General features: G+C 63.0%; 16 protein-coding genes. 8 read left to right on the forward strand and 8 right to left on the reverse strand.

Annotated elements, in window-relative coordinates; genetic code table 11:
- Window positions 1-344: 344 nt before the first annotated feature.
- Entirely contained in the window at window positions 345-2432 is a 2088-nt protein-coding gene (locus OB905_02835; protein ID MCU4924921.1) for a cation:proton antiporter, read from the forward strand.
- 14 nt (window positions 2433-2446) lie between these two features.
- Here OB905_02835 and OB905_02840 read toward each other — a convergent pair whose 3' ends face one another.
- The 5 genes from OB905_02840 to OB905_02860 all read right to left on the reverse strand — a co-directional run bounded on the left by OB905_02840 (window position 2447) and on the right by OB905_02860 (window position 8770).
- Window positions 2447-3163 (reverse strand): helix-turn-helix domain-containing protein, encoded by a 717-nt coding sequence (locus OB905_02840; GenBank protein ID MCU4924922.1) that lies wholly within the window; start codon window positions 3161-3163, stop codon window positions 2447-2449.
- A gap of 272 nt (window positions 3164-3435) precedes the next feature.
- On the reverse strand, window positions 3436-6591 hold the full coding sequence (locus OB905_02845; GenBank protein ID MCU4924923.1) for a helix-turn-helix domain-containing protein: 3156 nt from the start codon (window positions 6589-6591) through the stop codon (window positions 3436-3438).
- Between the two features lie 170 nt (window positions 6592-6761).
- Entirely contained in the window at window positions 6762-7436 is a 675-nt protein-coding gene (locus OB905_02850; protein ID MCU4924924.1) for a cytochrome C biogenesis protein, read from the reverse strand.
- A 2-nt stretch (window positions 7437-7438) separates the two neighbouring features.
- Window positions 7439-7981 carry a TlpA family protein disulfide reductase gene (locus OB905_02855; GenBank protein ID MCU4924925.1) on the reverse strand — a complete coding sequence of 181 codons (543 nt, stop codon included), beginning with the start codon at window positions 7979-7981 and terminating at the stop codon, window positions 7439-7441.
- 3 nt (window positions 7982-7984) lie between these two features.
- Window positions 7985-8770: an SCO family protein gene (locus OB905_02860; GenBank protein ID MCU4924926.1), complete on the reverse strand. Its 786-nt coding sequence runs from the start codon at window positions 8768-8770 to the stop codon at window positions 7985-7987.
- Window positions 8771-9274: 504 nt separating this feature from the next.
- On the opposite strand from OB905_02860, the gene OB905_02865 reads away from it, so the two are divergent.
- From OB905_02865 to OB905_02875, 3 genes are all read left to right on the forward strand, one after another.
- Complete coding sequence (locus OB905_02865; protein ID MCU4924927.1) at window positions 9275-10867, forward strand: trehalose-6-phosphate synthase; 1593 nt, start codon at window positions 9275-9277, stop codon at window positions 10865-10867.
- Between the two features lie 3 nt (window positions 10868-10870).
- On the forward strand, window positions 10871-11725 hold the full coding sequence (gene otsB / locus OB905_02870) for a trehalose-phosphatase (protein MCU4924928.1): 855 nt from the start codon (window positions 10871-10873) through the stop codon (window positions 11723-11725).
- Between the two features lie 95 nt (window positions 11726-11820).
- Entirely contained in the window at window positions 11821-12174 is a 354-nt protein-coding gene (locus OB905_02875; GenBank protein ID MCU4924929.1) for a winged helix-turn-helix domain-containing protein, read from the forward strand.
- Window positions 12175-12242: 68 nt separating this feature from the next.
- On the opposite strand, the gene OB905_02880 is transcribed toward OB905_02875, so the two are convergent.
- Window positions 12243-12950 carry a peptidase M10A and M12B matrixin and adamalysin gene (locus OB905_02880; protein MCU4924930.1) on the reverse strand — a complete coding sequence of 236 codons (708 nt, stop codon included), beginning with the start codon at window positions 12948-12950 and terminating at the stop codon, window positions 12243-12245.
- 96 nt (window positions 12951-13046) lie between these two features.
- On the opposite strand from OB905_02880, the gene OB905_02885 reads away from it, so the two are divergent.
- The gene (locus OB905_02885) at window positions 13047-13253 is read left to right on the forward strand and encodes a hypothetical protein (protein ID MCU4924931.1); all 207 of its coding nucleotides are present in this window, start codon (window positions 13047-13049) and stop codon (window positions 13251-13253) included.
- A gap of 324 nt (window positions 13254-13577) precedes the next feature.
- Here the strand turns inward: OB905_02885 and OB905_02890 are convergent, their stop codons facing one another.
- Both OB905_02890 and OB905_02895 read right to left on the reverse strand, forming a co-directional pair.
- On the reverse strand, window positions 13578-15563 hold the full coding sequence (locus tag OB905_02890) for a helix-turn-helix domain-containing protein (GenBank protein MCU4924932.1): 1986 nt from the start codon (window positions 15561-15563) through the stop codon (window positions 13578-13580).
- Between the two features lie 160 nt (window positions 15564-15723).
- The gene (locus tag OB905_02895; GenBank protein ID MCU4924933.1) at window positions 15724-15975 is read right to left on the reverse strand and encodes an MTH865 family protein; all 252 of its coding nucleotides are present in this window, start codon (window positions 15973-15975) and stop codon (window positions 15724-15726) included.
- Between the two features lie 157 nt (window positions 15976-16132).
- On the opposite strand from OB905_02895, the gene OB905_02900 reads away from it, so the two are divergent.
- The 3 genes from OB905_02900 (at window position 16133) to OB905_02910 (ending at window position 17535) form a co-directional block, all read left to right on the forward strand.
- Window positions 16133-16498, forward strand: a complete 366-nt coding sequence (locus tag OB905_02900; GenBank protein ID MCU4924934.1) for a helix-turn-helix domain-containing protein — start codon at window positions 16133-16135, stop codon at window positions 16496-16498.
- 267 nt (window positions 16499-16765) lie between these two features.
- Window positions 16766-17218 (forward strand): universal stress protein, encoded by a 453-nt coding sequence (locus tag OB905_02905; GenBank protein MCU4924935.1) that lies wholly within the window; start codon window positions 16766-16768, stop codon window positions 17216-17218.
- A 68-nt stretch (window positions 17219-17286) separates the two neighbouring features.
- Window positions 17287-17535, forward strand: a complete 249-nt coding sequence (locus tag OB905_02910) for a bacteriophage holin (GenBank protein MCU4924936.1) — start codon at window positions 17287-17289, stop codon at window positions 17533-17535.
- The last annotated feature ends 201 nt before the right edge of the window (window positions 17536-17736 follow it).

The following is a 17736-nucleotide window of genomic DNA, read 5'->3' on the forward strand; positions in this document are numbered from 1 at the left end:
CCATCGAGTCCGGCACAGCCTATTACTATAGATCCGTTACTGGACCGTGTAGCACTTGGCTACTGACCAGTCGACTACCGGCACGAACAACACCCGCCGACGTCGCGTCCGTAGGTCCGCTTTCGGAATGGACGGGCTACAGCTGATCTCCACTCGTCAACAGTAGGCCCCGAGTTCGTCCGCAGGGAACAACGGCGGTCGATGGCGTTGACCGACATCCGACGACTTATTACGACGCCGTTCATCGTTCCAAGCGAGACCGTCCGTTTCCACAACACGACACATGTGTCGATCGATTTCCGGACGATCGCGATACTAAACGGCCGCCGCAGTACCACCAATTAATGACGACTGTAGACCTGACATACTCGATCGTCTCCGCCCTCTCATCCGACGGGTTTCGACAACTGCTCGAAGAGCCCGTCCTCGTCTTTACGATCGCGATGGCCGTCTTTCTCGTCGGGCCGTTGCTGGTCAAGCGCCTCGGTCAGCCCGGCATCGTCGGCCCGGTCATCCTCGGGGCTATCATCGGCCCCGGCGCGCTCGGCATCATCGAACACTCCGAGGCGATTATCCTGCTTGGCGAGGTCGGCCTGATCTACCTCCTGTTTACCGTCGGTCTCGACCTCGATTTACAGGGCTTTCTCGAGGCGCCCGAAAACGCCGCCCTGTTCGGGTTGGTCAGCTTCTTTCTCCCGTTTATCGTCGGGACGATCACGCTGATTACGATTCTCGGACTCGAGCCACTCGCAGCACTGTTACTCTCGTCGGTGTTTGCCTCGCATACGCTGCTTGCCTACCCAGTCGTCAATCGGCTGAGCGTCACGAAGAATCGAGCCGTAACCGCCGTCTTCGGCGGCATTCTCTTTACCGACACGCTCGCGTTGGTCGTACTCGCAGTCGTCACCGGCGCGATCGAAGACGGACTCTCGCTGTGGCTGTTCGGGAGTATCGTCGCCTCCCTGGTGATCCTGTTCGGCCTAGCCTGGTTCGTGATCCCGCCGATTTCGCGGTGGTTCTTCCAGAACTTCAGCCAGGAGAGCTACTTCGAGTTCCTGTTCGTGATGGTCGCGATCTTCGCGGCTGCGAGCCTCGCCGAACTGCTCGATATCTCGCCGATTCTCGGCGCCTTCGTCGCCGGAATCGCCCTGAATCGCCAGATCCCGGCGGGTGGAACCCTGATGAATCGGATCGAGTTCGTCGGCAACGCGCTGTTTATCCCCTTCTTCCTGTTGCACGTCGGGATGCAGGTCGATCTCGGCGTCGTCTTCGATGGGGTCCGGACGATCGAGGTTGCTGTCGTCATCATCGCCGTGATGATCCTGACCAAAGGAGCCGCAGCCTGGATCGTCTCCCGGATTCAGGGATACGACGACAACGAGCGTGGCGTCATCTTCGGGCTCTCGACCGGCCAGGCGGCGGCCGCGCTCGCAATCACGCTCATCGGTTTCGACCTCGGGCTGTTCGGCGAGGCGATCCTCAACGCCGTCGTGCTGATGGTGCTGGTGACCGCGCTAGTCAGCTCCTGGCTCACCGAGCGGGCTGCAACCCAACTCGCTTTAGAGCGCGATCCGGGCGACGACGACGGCGGCATTACGGATCCGAGCATTCTGCTACCGCTGTCACACAACGCCGAACTTCAGCGTCGGCTCCTCGAGATGGCGTTCGTGATCAAAGGCGACCGTGGAACCGAGCCGGTCCACGTCCTGACCGTCGTCCAGCCAGACTCGAGTACGCCGACCGAAGAACAGGTCGCATCGGTTCGAGCCGAACTCGACGACGCCGCCGAGACGGGCGACGCCGCCGAGATTCCGGTAGAGACCGAGACCCGCGTCAATCACAACGTCGCCTCCGGTATCGTTCAGGGCTCGATCGAGGTTCAGGCCGACCAAATCATCATGGGCTGGGACGCGACCCAGACGTTCCGCCACCGGATCTTCGGGAGCATCATCGATCAGGTTCTAGAGCGGACGGCGCTGCCCGTGCTCGTCTCTCGGCTCGGCCACCCGATCAACACCACCGAGCGGATCCACGTGGTCGTCCCGATGGGTGCCGACCACCACGAGGGCTTTTACGAATCCGTCCACTTGGTCAAGCGCCTCGCAACCAACATCGGAATTCCGATCACTGTCCACGTCGTCGAGGGCGAGACTCACCAGTTCGAGCGTCTCTTCGGGCTGGTCGAGGAGGACGTCTCGGCCGAGTTCACCCGCGTCGACAACTGGGGAAGCCTGCTGCCAACCCTCGAACAGCGCGCCGACGAGAACGATCTCATCGTCACGATTTCGCCGCGTCGCGGCGACGTGGGCTGGAACGCTGCTCTGGAGGATCTTCCGAGCCGACTCGTCGAACTCCCGCCGGCGTCGTTCATCACGATTCACCCGCGACAGGGCGAACCGGAGTACGACCGGCAGTATCTCCGGATCAAGTAAGCGATGGACTCGTCTCAGGGGGACGAGCCGTCGTCTGTCGTCACGAGCGACGACGAGCAAAGCTGCCCCAACGCGCGCCGAAGTCGCTGGGAGACGGCCGACTTCGAGACGTCGAGTCGGGCCGCCAGTTCGTCCTGGGAGATTCCTCGGGGGACCTCGAAGTATCCCTCCTCGTACGCGATCGAAAGCAACTCCTCTTGTTTTTGGGTCAGTGCAAGGACACCCTCTTCACCGTCGTCAGAAAGGCGGAGATACGACACTGAGACGGAGATATCACGCTCGGAGCAGCGCTCGTTGAACGCTGCGAGGGCGTCCCGGTCGGGGAGGTGCAACTGGAAGAGCCAGCCGCTACGAGAGCACGAGCGGTCGAGGACGCGTGCATCGACGGCGGCGGTCAGCGGGAGAAGCTGGGTCGTTTCGGTGGTCACGACGACACGGTACACACGGCGGTCTGCGTACCGGTCGACCAGTTCGGGCTCGGCAACGGTCGGATCCACTTCCAGCGCCGTCTCGAACGCTTCGAACCCAGACCCGTAGGCGGTGACGTAGGCGACAGGTCGCCCGCCGGGAGTTAACGTCGTATACTCCGGGCTCACGCTCACGTCGGGTGCGCGGCGAAGGGAGGGTGTGAGCAGCAACGAGTCGTGATCGAGTTCGAGTTCGGCGACGAGACCGCCCTCAGCGCGACGTACCAGACCGCGTCGTTCGACCTCTGCGACGTCCGTGCTCACGAGCCGATCACCTGGCAGACCCGGGTGTAATCGATACTTACCGATGGCGTTGGCATCGATTCGACCATGTGACCGGGCCCGCATCAACGGAGACGCTATTCCTATGTTGCCACCGACTCGGAAGCCGAATACCTATTCATCTTCGTTCATTCCGAACGGTATCCTCGCCGAGGAAACACTGCCTTACTGCGACAACGTTCGGTCTAGTTTTGCCAGCGGCAGGGACGGCCCGCCGAATGCGTTAGTAATTCACACTGGAAACTCGGCTTGGATCAGTCGAAACGATTGTCTTCACGCCCCCCGAATAGCTCGGCAAAGAGGTTGCGTTCGGCCGCCCGAAAGTGTCTATTAAACGTCGGTTGGGAGACGCCAAGCAGGGAGGCGACTTCCTCGCCTGTCCGCTCGCGGGGCCACTCGAAGTAGCCTGCGTGGTACGCCGCTGCCAGCGTCTGTCGCTGGCTCTCTGTGAGGGTGTTCTCGGGAGTCGCCTGCCCGCTTTGCGGTGGCATCTCACCGAGTTCGCGTCGGCGGCGAACGCGTGGGTCGAACGTGCCGAAGGTGGGTTCGAGTCCCGATAGAACCGCGCGAATGTTACCGTCTCGTGGGAGGTCGAACGTGAGTCGGACCCCGCCAGCGCCCGGGCTGACGTGTCGGAGCCGCCCCCCGTGGTCGGTAAGTGCGTCGGCGATCGTCCGCTCCCCCGTGGTTACCACGATCTGCCCGGTCGTTCCACCTCCGCGCGCTTCGATCGACTCGACGCCGCCGACGATGTCGGATGCACCCGTGATCGCATCGTCGAGTGCGTCCGCGCCGATTCCCTCGACCACACAGAAGATCGTCGCGCCGCCGTCTCGACGAGGAGCGGTCGCCTCGATTCGGACGGCAGCGTCGAGTTCGACCGCGACGGCCGTGAGAGGATCCGCGTCGTTGGCAACCAGGGCTTCGATCTCCGTGGCGACGTCGGCAGCGAGCGCGTCCCGCACGTCGAGCGTTGCCAGTGCGTACGCGCCGACAGCTGCGAGAAGTTCACACGCGCGCTTGTCCGCGGTATCGAACGCGTTCGTCTCTCCCGCATACGCCGTGACCGTCCCGTAGAGGACCGATTCGTGGAGCAGCGGAACGCTCAGTGCTGATCGAAGGCCGTGTTCTCGCGCAACGCTCGACCAGGTTCCAGCTGCTCCCTCGGCGCCGAGGTCCGGAATCGTCACCGTCGCCTCCTCGCGCACCGCTTGACCGGTCGGTTCCGCAGCGTCGACCGTAATCGACGTCGACTCCAGATACGCCTCGTCGCCGACGACCGAGCGAGGAGTAATCGTCCCCGTCGACAGATCGATTGAGCCGGTCCAGGCCAGAGTAACGCCCGTCAGCGCACCCAGCGATGCTGCCAGCTCTGCCTCGACTTCCGCCTGCGTACTCGCGGCGAGTAGGCCGTCGACGCCCTGACCAACCACTGCGAGCCGGGCTGTCGCCGCGTCGTGACGGGCGAGCGCCCGGTCGCGATCGCGTTCGGCAGCCCGGCGGTCGGACCGGGCTGTAACGGCGTCGAACGCGAGATCGACGTGTACCGCGAACGCCGCCATCGCCGCGAGCGAGCTGGCAGTTACCGCTTCGTCGCCACGCTCGCCGAGCGTCGCCGCGACGAGCCCTCGATCGCCTACCGGCACCACGACCGAGACGCCCGTCTCGAGGGTCGTCTCCGCGACGCCACCGGGGTCGAGGACGGTCGGCGTTCCCGACTCGAGCACCTCGTGTAGCCGAGACGCGTCGTGCGCCGTCGCGGCGTCATCGATCCGAGCCGCGCCCTCGAACGACGGTTCGTGGTCGTTGCGCTCCGTGGCGACCTCCACGGACCGAAAGCCGTCATCGGTGGGAGACAGCCAGCGAGCCGTCCCGAAGTCGAAGGCCGTGACGAACGCGGTCACCGTGGTCTCACGGAGCGTTGTGATCGATCCCGCAGTGTCGAGCTGTCCGACAGCACGGTCGAGGGCGTCGAACTGCGCCGACGGCGAGCGCTTTTCGGGACGGAAGAGACAGACGGTCCGGTGCGAGGAAAGCGGCGTGACGAACACGTCGAACCGACGCGAACGCGGCTCGTCGTCGTGAACGTACGCGAGTGGGTCCAGCCACCGCAGGGGCGGCGTCGCCCGTTTACGGACCGCTGTCGCGAGCGCGTCGTCAGTCACGTCCGCGAGTGCCCGTCCGTCGAGCGTCTCTACTGAGAGGTGGGCCAACAGCGCCGCGTTCGCGTACGTGATCTGACCGTCCTCCAGCACACAGAGCCCGTCCTCTAAGGACTCGAGAACTGGCTCGAGGTCTGGATCCCTCTCCACGCCCGCCGCGTCCGCGCTCTCTCGATCCGAGACGTCGATCATGACCACGACCCCGTCTACCGTCGGGGTAGCGATCAGTCCGAGGTCGCGGTCCAGCGCGTCGACGGGAACGGTGAACTCGACGGGCGAGTCGGTCCGCCGCGCCTCGCGAAGCCGTTCGGAGACGGTACTTACCGTCGCGTCCGGGAGGATATCCCAGAGCACGCTCCCGGTCTCGGGCGGCCGCGCGAAGAGCGGTCTCGTGGAGTCACTGGCGTACCGAAGCTCCCACTGGTCTCCGACCGCGAACAGCGCCAGCCCGGCTGCCTCGATCGCGCTCGCGAGGTCGTCGACGCCGGCTGTACGGCTGTCGCCGTGTTCGACCGTTAGCACGAGGCCACCGACGGCAGGATCGTCGAGCCGGTTCGTGACCGTTATTCGGTGACTGTACCGGATGCCGTCGCCGTGGCGAAATCGGATCGACGCGTGCTCGCTGGCGCCGAGGCCGGCGTCGGCGACCGAGCGGCGAAGCTCGGCCAGTTCGGTTCTGTCGCTGGGATGGGTGAACTGTGAGAGGGCCCGTCCCTCGAGTTCATCGGCAGTGTAGTCGAGGACGGCCTCTGCAGCCGGTGAGGCGGCCGTCACCGTCCCGTCGGGACTGACGACCGCCACGAGGGAAGCGGCCCCGTCGAGCATGCCACGTGGCCCGGGATCGTCAGCCGCAGTCTCCAGCCGGTACCGATGGGCGGCGTTCGACACCCGTCTGGCGATGGCTGCGTCCGGGTCGTCGGGGCGAATACAGCCGTCTGCACCGGCCTCGAGCGCGGTCTCAGTTTCCGCTGGCTCGCCGACGATGAACATCGGGAGGCGCTCGTCGAAGCCACGCTCTGCGTCGGCGAGCACCCCTCCGAGCGCGTGTTCAGGAAGACAGACGACGCCGTGAATCCGTTCGGACGCAACCCGGTCCAGCGCCGCCGTGACCGTCTGATAGCGCGAGACGGCGACGGATCCGTCCTCGCGGATCGCGTCTACGGCCCGGTCGAGCGCGGGAGATTCGCCGATTGCCGCCACTCGAACGACGGCGTGTCTCGCAGTCGAACTCGACGGCTCTCCGGACATGGTGGTGGGTCGGTGTCCACGGCAGCGGAGTCTGGAGGTGAGTTCGTGCCGGACGGACCCGACGTGCTACGGCCAGGTTCCTCCTCGAGGGGGTTAATTATCAACGTCGTACCGCCGGTAATCCAGTGTTGGAACGCACACAACGCGGTCGCCTCTGTCGCTACCTGGTCTCAGGCCGCCGTGGTCACGAACAGTGCGAGGTATAGTTGGCCAACGCCCGCGACGATCATCACTGCGCCGGCCAGTCGCTCGATCGTCCCGCTGTGGGCGGCCAGACGGCCGCCGCCGGCAACCAATCCCATCCCCGTTGCGACCGTCACGGAGACCATGAGTACGGTGACAGTGCCGATGTAGGTTCCGAGCACTACCAGTCCGGATACTGCAGGGAGCGAGACTGCGAGGGAGACCACTGCGAGGACGACGGCAAAGACACAGCCCGCGGCCGCAAGCGCGTAGCCGGCCCCGAAGATCCAAAATCCCAGCACGCCCGACCGGCGCTTGGGAAGCGCGACCGAGAGCGAGGGTGCCCGCCCGACGACGACGAGCACGCCGAAGACGATCAGGACGATCCCGACGATCGGCTCGAGGACGGTAACGTGAGCGAGCGTCTCCTGTCCTACCGTGAAGGCGACGCCGAACAGCGCGACGAAGACGGTGAGTACGCCAGCGCCAGCGACGAGGCCGCGAGCGAGCGCACCGCCGAGGCTGGGATCGCGGCTTTCGGTCTGGCTCACGTAGAAGCCGACGTAGCCCGGCAATAGGGGGTACGCACAGGGTGAGAAGAACGTCGCCAGGCCGGCCAGGAGTGCGAATCCGAGAGTCGGCGCCAGCGCGGCGTCGAACATGGCTACAGGAACCCGTCGTCCTGGACGCGTTCGATCTGTTCGACGACCTCGTCTGCAGTCTTCGCACCGCCTTCCTCCCAGTGGACGCGTCCCGCTTCGTCGAAGACGATTCCCCGCGGTGTTCCGGCGCCGTAGTGGACGACGACGTCCGAGGTCGGATCGCGGGCGACCGTCCAGGCCCCGCCGTGGTCGTCCCACCACTCGGCGACGCGGTCGTCGTCGGCCACGTTTTCGCTCTCGTTGGTAATCGAGACGAAGGCGACGTCGTCGTCGACGCGTTCGCTCGCCTCGCGGAGGTCCGACATCTGTCCCTCACAAATCGTACAGGTCGTCGCGAAGAGATCGACGAACGTCACCTGCCCCTCGACGGGGACGGTCACCTCGCCGGCTTCGCTGCCGGGGGCGTCGATCGTCGAGAGTGTCACCGGATCGTGACGGTGCTCGCCGTCGTCAGAGAGCCACGGCACGCCGAACGCCGCGGCTGCACCGGCGGTCCCGAGTACACCCAGACTCGCCGCACCAGCGAGCGCCTCGCGACGTCGCATCCGTTACTCCACCACCGTCCGAACGTCTTCGATGAGGTCCATGCTCGGCATGTCGAGGACGATATGTGAGGGGTACGATCGCTCGACCACGCCGTCTTGGTTGACCAGGAAGATGATGTAGTAGTGAAACGTCCCTGACTCGCCATCGTCGTCTCCGTGGTCGTGACCGTCTCCGTGAGCTCCGTGGTCGTGACCGTCTCCGTGAGCTCCGTGGTCGTGACCGTCTCCGTGAGCTCCGTGGTCGTGTTCTGATGGCGACTGAACGTCGGCCGGCGATCCGAACGTGTCGTTGACCAGCGAGAGCGCCTCGTCTTCCGTTTCAGGGCGGAGGAAGTGCCAGTTCCCCGCGTCGAGATCGACGTCGTACTGGTCGCCGTACTCTCGGAGCGTGTCTTCGTCGTCCGTCTCCGGGTCGAACGTCATCGCCAGCAGAGCGATGTCGTCTGCATACCCCTCTTCGGCGGCGTCGCGCTGGACCTGCCGCAAGTGCTGGACCAACGTGCCACACTCGTCGGTACAGGAGGTGAAAATGAACGTCATGAGGAAGGCGCGGTCGCCGACGATGTCCGCGGATGCGACGTCCGTTTCGGCGAGTGGATCCGGGATCGTAAACGACGGGAAGTCGTCGCCGTAGGTCGGGTGGGTCGGATCACCACGGGTCTGGGACGGCGGCCCGAGGACCGCACCTTCTGCTGGCTCCATCCCGTCGTCGGAGAAGAAATCGAGACAGCCGGCCGCGCCGACCAGTCCTGCACCCGCGAGCGAACCGAGATAGGTACGTCGCTGCATACTCGATCGGTAGGAGCGCGTGATCAAATGTTCGTTGGTTCGGTTCGCGAAAGCGACGGGTGAGAAAGCCAGTATTACGACAGATTTGGTGCAATCGCAGCCACCGTACGGTTCGAATAACTATTGGTGGGTATCGACTCCGACCAACTATGTCGAGTTCGAATGCGAACCGAGTGAGCGTCGGATGTCCCACCTGTGATGCGACGGTCGGCGCTGCTGTTCCACGACAGACAGAGGAGCGTTCGCAGCCGGTCGTCGAGTCGGAGCCGCTGCGCGGTGTCGAGCGAACCTGCCGGAGCTGCGGTCACGAGCTCGGGTTTTACTACTACTGATGGAGGGTGTGCGACCCGCCGTCGATACGTTCGATCTGCCAGCCACCGAACCCGTCAGCGACGGTGGGGGTTAGCCATCACCAGTAAATACCCATGCACATGCAGGGCGGTATCCAACGTGGCGTGGAAGATTGGTCATCAGCGAATGCGAAATCGCGAAAGACACCGATCTGTGAGTGAGTTACGCGGCAACTACCAGGATCGGTCGACGGGCGAGTCACGCGATCGAGATGCGACCGCCGACCAGCGCGCCGGGCCGGGCACCGACCCTGAATCACTGCTCGTCGTTTCCAACCGACAGCCGTACCGTCACAAGTACGCTGGGGCGGACGGGACGGACCGGTCGGACAACATTACGGTCGATGAACCGACTGGCGGCCTGACTGCGGGGCTCGATCCGGTGCTCCAGCGGACCAACGGGACCTGGATCGCGTGGGGCGACGGCGAGGCAGACCGGGAGGTCACCGACCAAAACGACTGCGTCACGGTTCCACCTGATGACGATGCGTACACGCTGCGCCGGCTCTGGCTCTCCGAGGCCGCGGTCGAGGGTTACTACTACGGTTTTAGCAACCGCGTCCTCTGGCCCCTGTGTCACGGACTGACCGATCTGGTCGAGTCCAACTCGTCGTACATGGGCTGGTACCGCCGGATCAACGAGCGCTTTGCGGATGCCGTCGTTGAGCACGCCGACGCCGATACGGCGGTCTGGATTCAGGACTACCACTTCGGGCTCGCGCCATCGCTGATCCGCGACCAGCTCCCGGAGTCGGTTCCGATTGCCCAGTTCTGGCACATCCCCTGGCCGCGTGCGGACATCTTCGAGGCGTGTCCCGGCGGCGACCACCTCCTGGCCGGGTTACTCGGCAACGATCTGCTCACGTTTCACGTCGATCGGTACGTCTCGCGGTTCATGGATTGCGTCGAGCGGTTCCTTCCCGACGCAGCCGTCGATCGGACCCAGGGGACAGTAACCTACGAGGGGACGACGACGCAACTCTGTGCGGCGGCGATGGGCGTCGACGCCGAGGCCTACGAGCGCCGTGCGCAATCGATCGATGAGTCTGATATTGCGGCGCTGCGTGAGACGCACGACATTCCCGCCGATGGCGTCGTCGCCCTCGGCGTCGATCGACTCGACTACACGAAGGGCATCCCCCATCGGCTCGCGGCAGTCGAACGATTCTTGGACCGAAACCCGCGCTGGCACGGAGAGTTTACCTTCGTCCAGAAGGCGACCCCCTCCAGAACAGAGATTCCGGCATACCAACGGCTCGGAGAGCGTGTCAGAGATCAGGTCGAACGGATCAATCGCCGCTTTGGGACCGACAGCTGGCAACCGATCGTCTACACCGAGGCCTATCTCTCCGAATCGGAGCTCGCCGCGCTGTATCGGGAGGCAGACCTGATGCTCGTCAGCTCGCTCGCTGATGGGATGAATCTCGTTGCCCAGGAGTATCTCGCCGCGAGCGTCGACGAGACCGGCGCGCTGTTGTTGAGCGACCGCACGGGCGCCCACGATCGCCTCGGCTCGCACGCTCACTCGATCGATCCTACCTCGATCGAGGACATCACCACCACAATCGCCGACGCGCTCGCAGAGCCCATCGCCGACCGGCGACGACGGATGCAGACGTTACGCGAGCGCGTCCTCGAAGGTGATCTCGAGTGGTGGATGCAGACGCAGTTCGACCGAATTCACCAGCTTCAAAGCGGGGAAGAGCAGATCGATGAACGACACGAGGAGCAATCGTTCCCGGTGTAATCGATGGTCCAGTTCGCTTCACTCACCCAGTCCGATCGACGGGAACAGGCTGCCGAACACGAACCGACGCGGCCACTGGCGTCCCACCGAGACCGGCTCGCACAGGCGATCTCGGCCGCCGAATCGGTCGTGCTCTGTCTCGATTTCGACGGGACGCTCGCACCGATCGTCGAGGAGCCGGACGCGGCCGAGCCAATAGACGGTGCGGTCGACGCAGTTCAGACGCTCGAGGCGTTGCCGGACGTGACCACCGCGATCGTCAGCGGACGCGCTCTCGATGACGTTCGAGATCGGATCGACGGTCCGTCGATTTACGCCGGGAATCACGGCCTCGAGATCGAGCGTGATGGCCGGGTTGCAATCCATCCAGTTGCCGCCGATCGTGCCGAAACCGTCGACGAGGTCTGTGCCAGGCTCGACGATCAGTTCGACTCGGTATCCGGCTGCCGGATCGAGAACAAGCGCCTGACCGGAACTGTCCATTTCCGCTCGGTGCCGGAGACAGACCGGGAGACGATCGTCGAACGCACTACGCGAACGGTCGAGCGCGTCGGCGGTGACGAACTCTCGTGGTCTCGTGGACGACGGATCATCGAGTTCACGCCGGACGTCTCGTGGGGGAAAGGCGGTGCCGTCGAAGTGATCGCGTCCGGGGTGGTCGGCGAGTGGCCGCCGGACGACGCCGCCGTCCTCTACGTCGGCGACGATACCACCGACGAATCGGCCTTCGACACCGTCGAACCGCACGGAATCGGTGTTCGCGTCGGCTCGACGACCGCTTCGAACGCCTCCTGTCACGTCGAATCGCCGACGGCGGTCGTCTCGCTCCTCGAGTGGCTCGCGCAAGCGAGATCGTAGTGACGGCTGCCGAATAACCAGTGGAAATCGCGTGGAATAAGGCGAAAGTGTTAATTACCACTGGATATGATCTAGCTACATAGAGTGATCTCGACGTGAAACTCCGACAACCCACCGATTTCCTCATCCTCGAATCGCTCGAGGACAAGGGTCGAAATGTTGCGACCAACCTCTCTGCACACACCGGAAAGAGCCGGAAAAACATCAACACGCGACTCCCGGTCCTCGAAGACTACGGTCTCGTCTCGAAGATCGGCCCTGCGGAGCGATCCGGCCTCTACGAGATTACCTCACTCGGAAAGGCGGCGCTCGTCTACCAGGATCAGTACGACGAGGTCGACGACTTCGAATCACTGATCGAGGGGCCAAACGCGGGGCCAGCAGGCCAGGAGCCGACCCCCGAAGCGAGCTTCGCCCGGGGCGAGGACGAAGACGACACCGAGGAGTAGTCGCTCCGAGTCAGCGCTCGCCGTCGTAACGAGTGCGAGGATGTCCATTCGGTAGCTACAGCCGACCGCTACGGAGTAACTCCACCCCGATAGAGCCGCAGGCGTGACCGAGCACACTCCGAGAACGTCATCTGAAGGCGCCGCAAACTCGCGTGTGGCGTCGTCTCCGGATAGACCGCACCACAGCGACAGCGATCCTGTTCGTACGTGTCGTCGAAGGCGTAGGTGCTGATCATCGGCGTCACGACGACCGCACCGTTGCGTTTGTAGGCCAGGCCGTGATCGTGACCCAGTCCCAGCGCGTGTCCGACCTCGTGGATGAGGACCTGCACCACCCGGTTCGGGGTCGTGTACGCGTACACCGGCTGGTCGGGGTCGACGGGATCGGCCTCGGCGATCAGTCCGGCCCCGCCAACCGACGCAATGTGGGGCATTCCGTATCCCGTCGGCGTCGTGTGCATCTGTCCGTCGGTGACGAGAAGGTTGACATCGCTTGCGACGTCGAGATCGCGTCGGCCGACCGCTCCCGACGCCAGCGCCAGTGGCCACTCGCCACTGCGCGTTACCGCTGCGCCATCTTCGGTGGTGACCGAAACCGTCCCGCCGTACTGGACGTCGAGATCCCAGTCGCCGAACTCGAGTGCGGCCACGAGATACCGCCGAACGCGTTGGGGAACGCGGTCGTAGGACGCGGCGCGTTCTGACAGCCAGAACCGGACCTCGAGGCTGTCGACGGGCTCGCGGCTCGCATACGAGAGCGCGCCGAGTGAGGTCACAGACCCCAGCGTGCCGAGGAATAGACGCCGGTTCACGGTGGCGACTCGGGCTGGCGGTAATATCGTTTTACCGCTTTACATAATGTGCTATTACTTGTGTGGAACGGCCCGACGAGTGTCGACAGCGCGAGCGAGTCCGCACTCGATGCGAACTTCGAACCACGGGGGAAGTACAGCGCGGTCGACCGGAGCCAGTCCGAGCAGCGACCGGTCGGCCCTTTCAACCAGCAGGCGATCTGCATCTCGATCTCGCAGGCAGAACTGCCACCTGCCGGTACGGCAGTGGCGGCGCACCTCCGATAGGGTGTAAAAGCCGCCGTCTGACCCTGCAAAGAGACGACAGGATGTCCCCGTACTCATTTTCTGCTCCACCCGTCGGCTGCCGTGACAGCGCAGATCGTCGTCATTCGTGTTTCGAATCAAACGCAGAGCGAACGATCGTCCTTCGGGTTCACATGCGTGACTGTTAATATACAACGACGGTCAGTTAGTGTGAACGGTTTTCACAGTTACGTGAGATGGATCGATGGTGCACTCTCCTGTCTTGGGTGCTCTCGACCGTCTAGCAACTCTCGGCTCTCCTGTGTCTCGAAGCGCCGGCTGGAGGGCAACACCTGAGAGGGGCGGTCACTCTTTGGTCCCAGTGTTCTCGTCGAAGAACTCAGTGAGAATCTCGTAGAGGGCTTTTCGCAGGTGCTGGTGCATCGTTGGCGGCGAAATCCCCATCACCTCGGCGATCTCTTCGCCGGTGCTGTCTCGCGGCCAGTTGAAGTAGCCGCCATAGTAGGCCAAGCGAAGGGCCGTCAGCTGCCGATCCGTGACGCGATCTAGAATCCGGTTTCTCCGCTCGGCGGCCGTCTGGACCGGTCTGTCGACGTCCCGGCGGGCGACGAGTTCGCTTCGCTCGTACACCTGGCTGAACTGATCGAGAATCTCTCGAATGTCGGTGTCCTGTGCGACCTCGACCAGACAGCGTCCGACGCCGTCTTCGATCGTGACGTCCCGGATCGTCACCCCCAGGTTCATCAGCGTTCGAACGCCCGACTCGACCAGTTGCATCTCGATTGTACAGTGGTCGTCGGCGTCGTGAATCAATCGACACGACTGGACGGAGTCGTGGGCCTCAGCTTCCGCCAGTGCCGTTTCGCCGTCGAGCCCGTCGATCGTCACGTACTGGTAGGCTGTTCCCTCGTCGTCTTTTCCGACCCACTCGAGTGAACACGTACACTCGTATTCGGTCGTAATATCGAACGAAAAGGAATCGCCCCCGTCAATTCTCAGCTCCAGTTCGACGACAGAATCGGCAAAGAGGAGCCGTCGGCTCCGAACGGCGGCGATCGCGAATCCGATCGTTTCACCGAGTATCTGAAAGCTGTCACTTTCGGTAGGTCCGAAGGCGGCCTCTCGGTCGGTGTAGACCGTCAACACGCCGTAGACGATCTCCTCGTGGCAAAGCGGAATCGCGATCGCAGACTGAATCTCGTGTTCCCGTCCGATTGCGCTCTCTTGGAGGGCCCGAATCGAGGACGACGCTTCCGAGATCGTCTCACTCTCGCTGGTCTCGAGTACCGTCTCGTAGTCGAACCCACGGTCGACAAGTTCCGCGAGCTCTTCGTCGTCTCCACCCGCGCCGACCCGGTAGGTGATGCCACCTTCGCCGTTGATCTCCGAGACGATGGCACTGCAGTATAGCTCCGACTCGACGAGGCCGTCACAGACGTTTTGCTCGATGGCCGCTTGTGTTGGTGCAGCTACCAGCGTTCCGATGACCTGCCTGACGACCGCATGAATCTCGCCCAACACCTGTAGCTCGTCCCGTCTGCTTTGGAGCCTGCGCTCGCGCTCGACGCGCTCTGTAACGTCGCGTGCCAACCAGACGACCGCGCGCTGGCCGTCGATTTTTCCGTCGAGAGCGAGCACTCGCCCCTCGGACTGTCGAGGGCTGGACGCCATCTCGAGTTCGTACTCGATCGATTGCACCGTCCCTTCCTCGATGGCGCGTTCGATACAGCGCTGGAAGCGGTCTGCCCTGTCGGCCGAAAACACGTCGTGTATTGTCCGCCCAACGAGGTTGTCGTACGGCTCGACTGACTCTGGCCGAATCTGTGTGTCGAGGTAGGTGCCGTCCTCGGCGATCAGAAACGCCTTGTCGGGAAGTCGTGTTTCGAAGAGTTGCCGGTAGCCAGTCTCGTCGTCGACCGATTCCGGATCGGCGTTGCCTGTCTCCTCGGGCGACTGTGACGATTTTGAGTCGAGTACCGTCGCGGTGCGGTTGGCGGCGGTAGTCGGTGACTCCGGGGGGACATAGTCCGTGACACCGATCCGGAGGGCGACGGTTGCGAGGCGCTCGCCGCCCTCGGACGGCGTGAGGACCGTCGCTGCCTCTGGGTGGGCTGACGCCACTTGCTGGATGGCGGTTCGGACGAGCGGTGGCTCATCGAGTTCGAGGACGACTCCGTCCGGTTCGTAACACTCGACTGTCGCTTCGAGCTTCGGCGGCTCAACGGTCGCCTTGAGGGTAATTCCCTCGGCGTCTTCGAACTGCCGGGGAAGGGAGCTTCGTTGCTGTCGCGTCACCAGCACGACGGCGTACTGTTGGGGATCGTCGGACATATCAAGGATGGACTCCGTCGCTTCGGCTCCGATCACCGTACCGAACGCGAGCTATCTAGTGGCTCCTACGAGACACCGAGGCAAAAAGATAGGGTCTTCCTGTCCCCGAGACCGGCTCTGTCCGCTACTTTCCACCCCAATCCAGCTGTCGATAGACGAGTCAGAGTTCGTCCATCGCCTCTAGCTCCTCTATAATGTCGTCGACGAACGCCTCGGGGCTCTCGTAGGGAAAGTCACCGCCCGAGAGCTTCGTGTTCAGTTCCATCGCAGTCATCGAGAAGTCACCCGACTCGAATCGGGTTCCAGGTCCGTTCGGCAGTGCTGGAACGAGATCCATCGGACTCGAGATTGGATAGTCGGCCCCTTCGAACGCGTCGATCATCTGTTCGCGGAGTTCGGCTTCGTCTACCATTGCGCTCCTCCATTGCGGGTGGTAAATAATAAATTTGCAGGTAGTTGCGTGTTTTCGATCCAGATCTGGATTGGGCGAGAGAGCAATCGCGTGACCACGCCGTGGCGTTCGTCCGAGACCAAACACGTCATTACGCTCGACTGCGTACTATCTCTCCATGGCGCCCGAGGCACCGTCGACGAACCGGAGCCCCGACGTGGAGCCGGTCGTTGCCGTCCTCGACGACGGCGCTTGCCGAACGATCATCGCCGCACTCGAGCGACCGATGACCGTCTCGGAGATCGCCGAGGCAGCCGAGTTGCCACTTTCGACCACGTACAAGAAGCTCGACACGCTAGCCGAGGCGGAGCTCGTCCGCGAGATAGACCGCTACGACGCCGGGCGCCACCGAACCGCGAGATACGTCACAGATTTCGACGAGATCGCGATCGATCTCGCGAGCGATCGGACGTTTCGCGTCCGGATCACGCGATCGGTCGAGCAGGTTGCAGACGTCTGGTCCGAACTGAGCGTGCGATCATAACCTCGCGTGGGACGCTCTCGATTGGGCGCTCGACCGGCCCACGTGACGGTGTTGCTGCTTCGCTGTGACGAACTGTTCTCTAACCTTCGTGACCTTCGGATCCGCGTACATCGAGCAGTACGCGTTGGTGCTGTGACCGTCCTCGCGTTGCTTCTCGAAGTGATCCTGGTGGTTATAGTACCACTTCCGAGCCAGCCGTCACACCCGGCGAGATCGACAGCTCTGGGACATAGGTATTTGGCCCCAGTCGGAGAGATAGGGTACACGATGTACGATCGACTACTGCTGCCGACGGACATGAGCCCCGGCGTTGATCAGGCAATTGAGCACGCAATTGATGCCGCCCAACGGTACGATGCGGAGTTGCACGTCCTCTACGTCGTCGATTCTGAGGCGTACAGTTCGTATCCCGGGGACGAATACGTCCACGAATTCGAAGGCTTGGAGAAGGCTCTCGAACAGGCCGGACAGGATGCCGTCGAAGAAACCACTGATCGAGCCGAAAATGAAGGTGTCGAGACAGAATCGGTCATCCGTCATGGCGTTCCACACGCGGAAATCCTCTACTACATGGACGAAGCGGATATCGATCTGACCGTTATCGGCTCGAAGAACCGATCCGGCGAGTACCGTCGTCTACTTGGAAGCGTTGCCGAACGCGTCGCCAATATGGCCGAACGACCCGTGTCGATCGTGAAAACACCCGTCGAGGACGAGTAACCAGCAGGCGCGTACGTCCTCGAACGACTGCTTACAAATTTAAGGATATCCCGAGAGAAGTTGTCACTATGGCTGGAAAGGTCGATACACGTGCGCTCGCACTCACAACCGGCATTATATGGGGAACACTAGTCGCCTTTCTCGAACTACTGGCTGGCACGGAGTATGGAGAGCGATGGCGCGTGTTGTTAGAAGACATCTACCCGGGGTACAGTCGAGAACCCGGAGACCTCATCTGGGGTACAGTACTGGGGTTCATCGATGCGTTCGTCTTGGGATACATATTCGGGCGGGTGTACAACCGGCTAGCTGATTGAAGCGATCTGTACGTTGGTGGGTACTGGTGTAGATATGCCTCTGGTGATTTTCGGAACTGTGCCCGTGAACGGAATTTGCAGGTTCTCTCGCTTTTCGGAACAGATTCGGCGGTTTAGTGGGGCAAAACAGTCCGAGAAGAGTAGTTGTCCTAGTTCCTTCAAACCGCTCGTCAGGTACATACGGCCCGCGGTGCTATTGAG

This window comes from Halobacteria archaeon AArc-dxtr1, from assembly GCA_025517425.1.
In the GTDB taxonomy this organism is placed as follows: domain Archaea; phylum Halobacteriota; class Halobacteria; order Halobacteriales; family Natrialbaceae; genus Halostagnicola.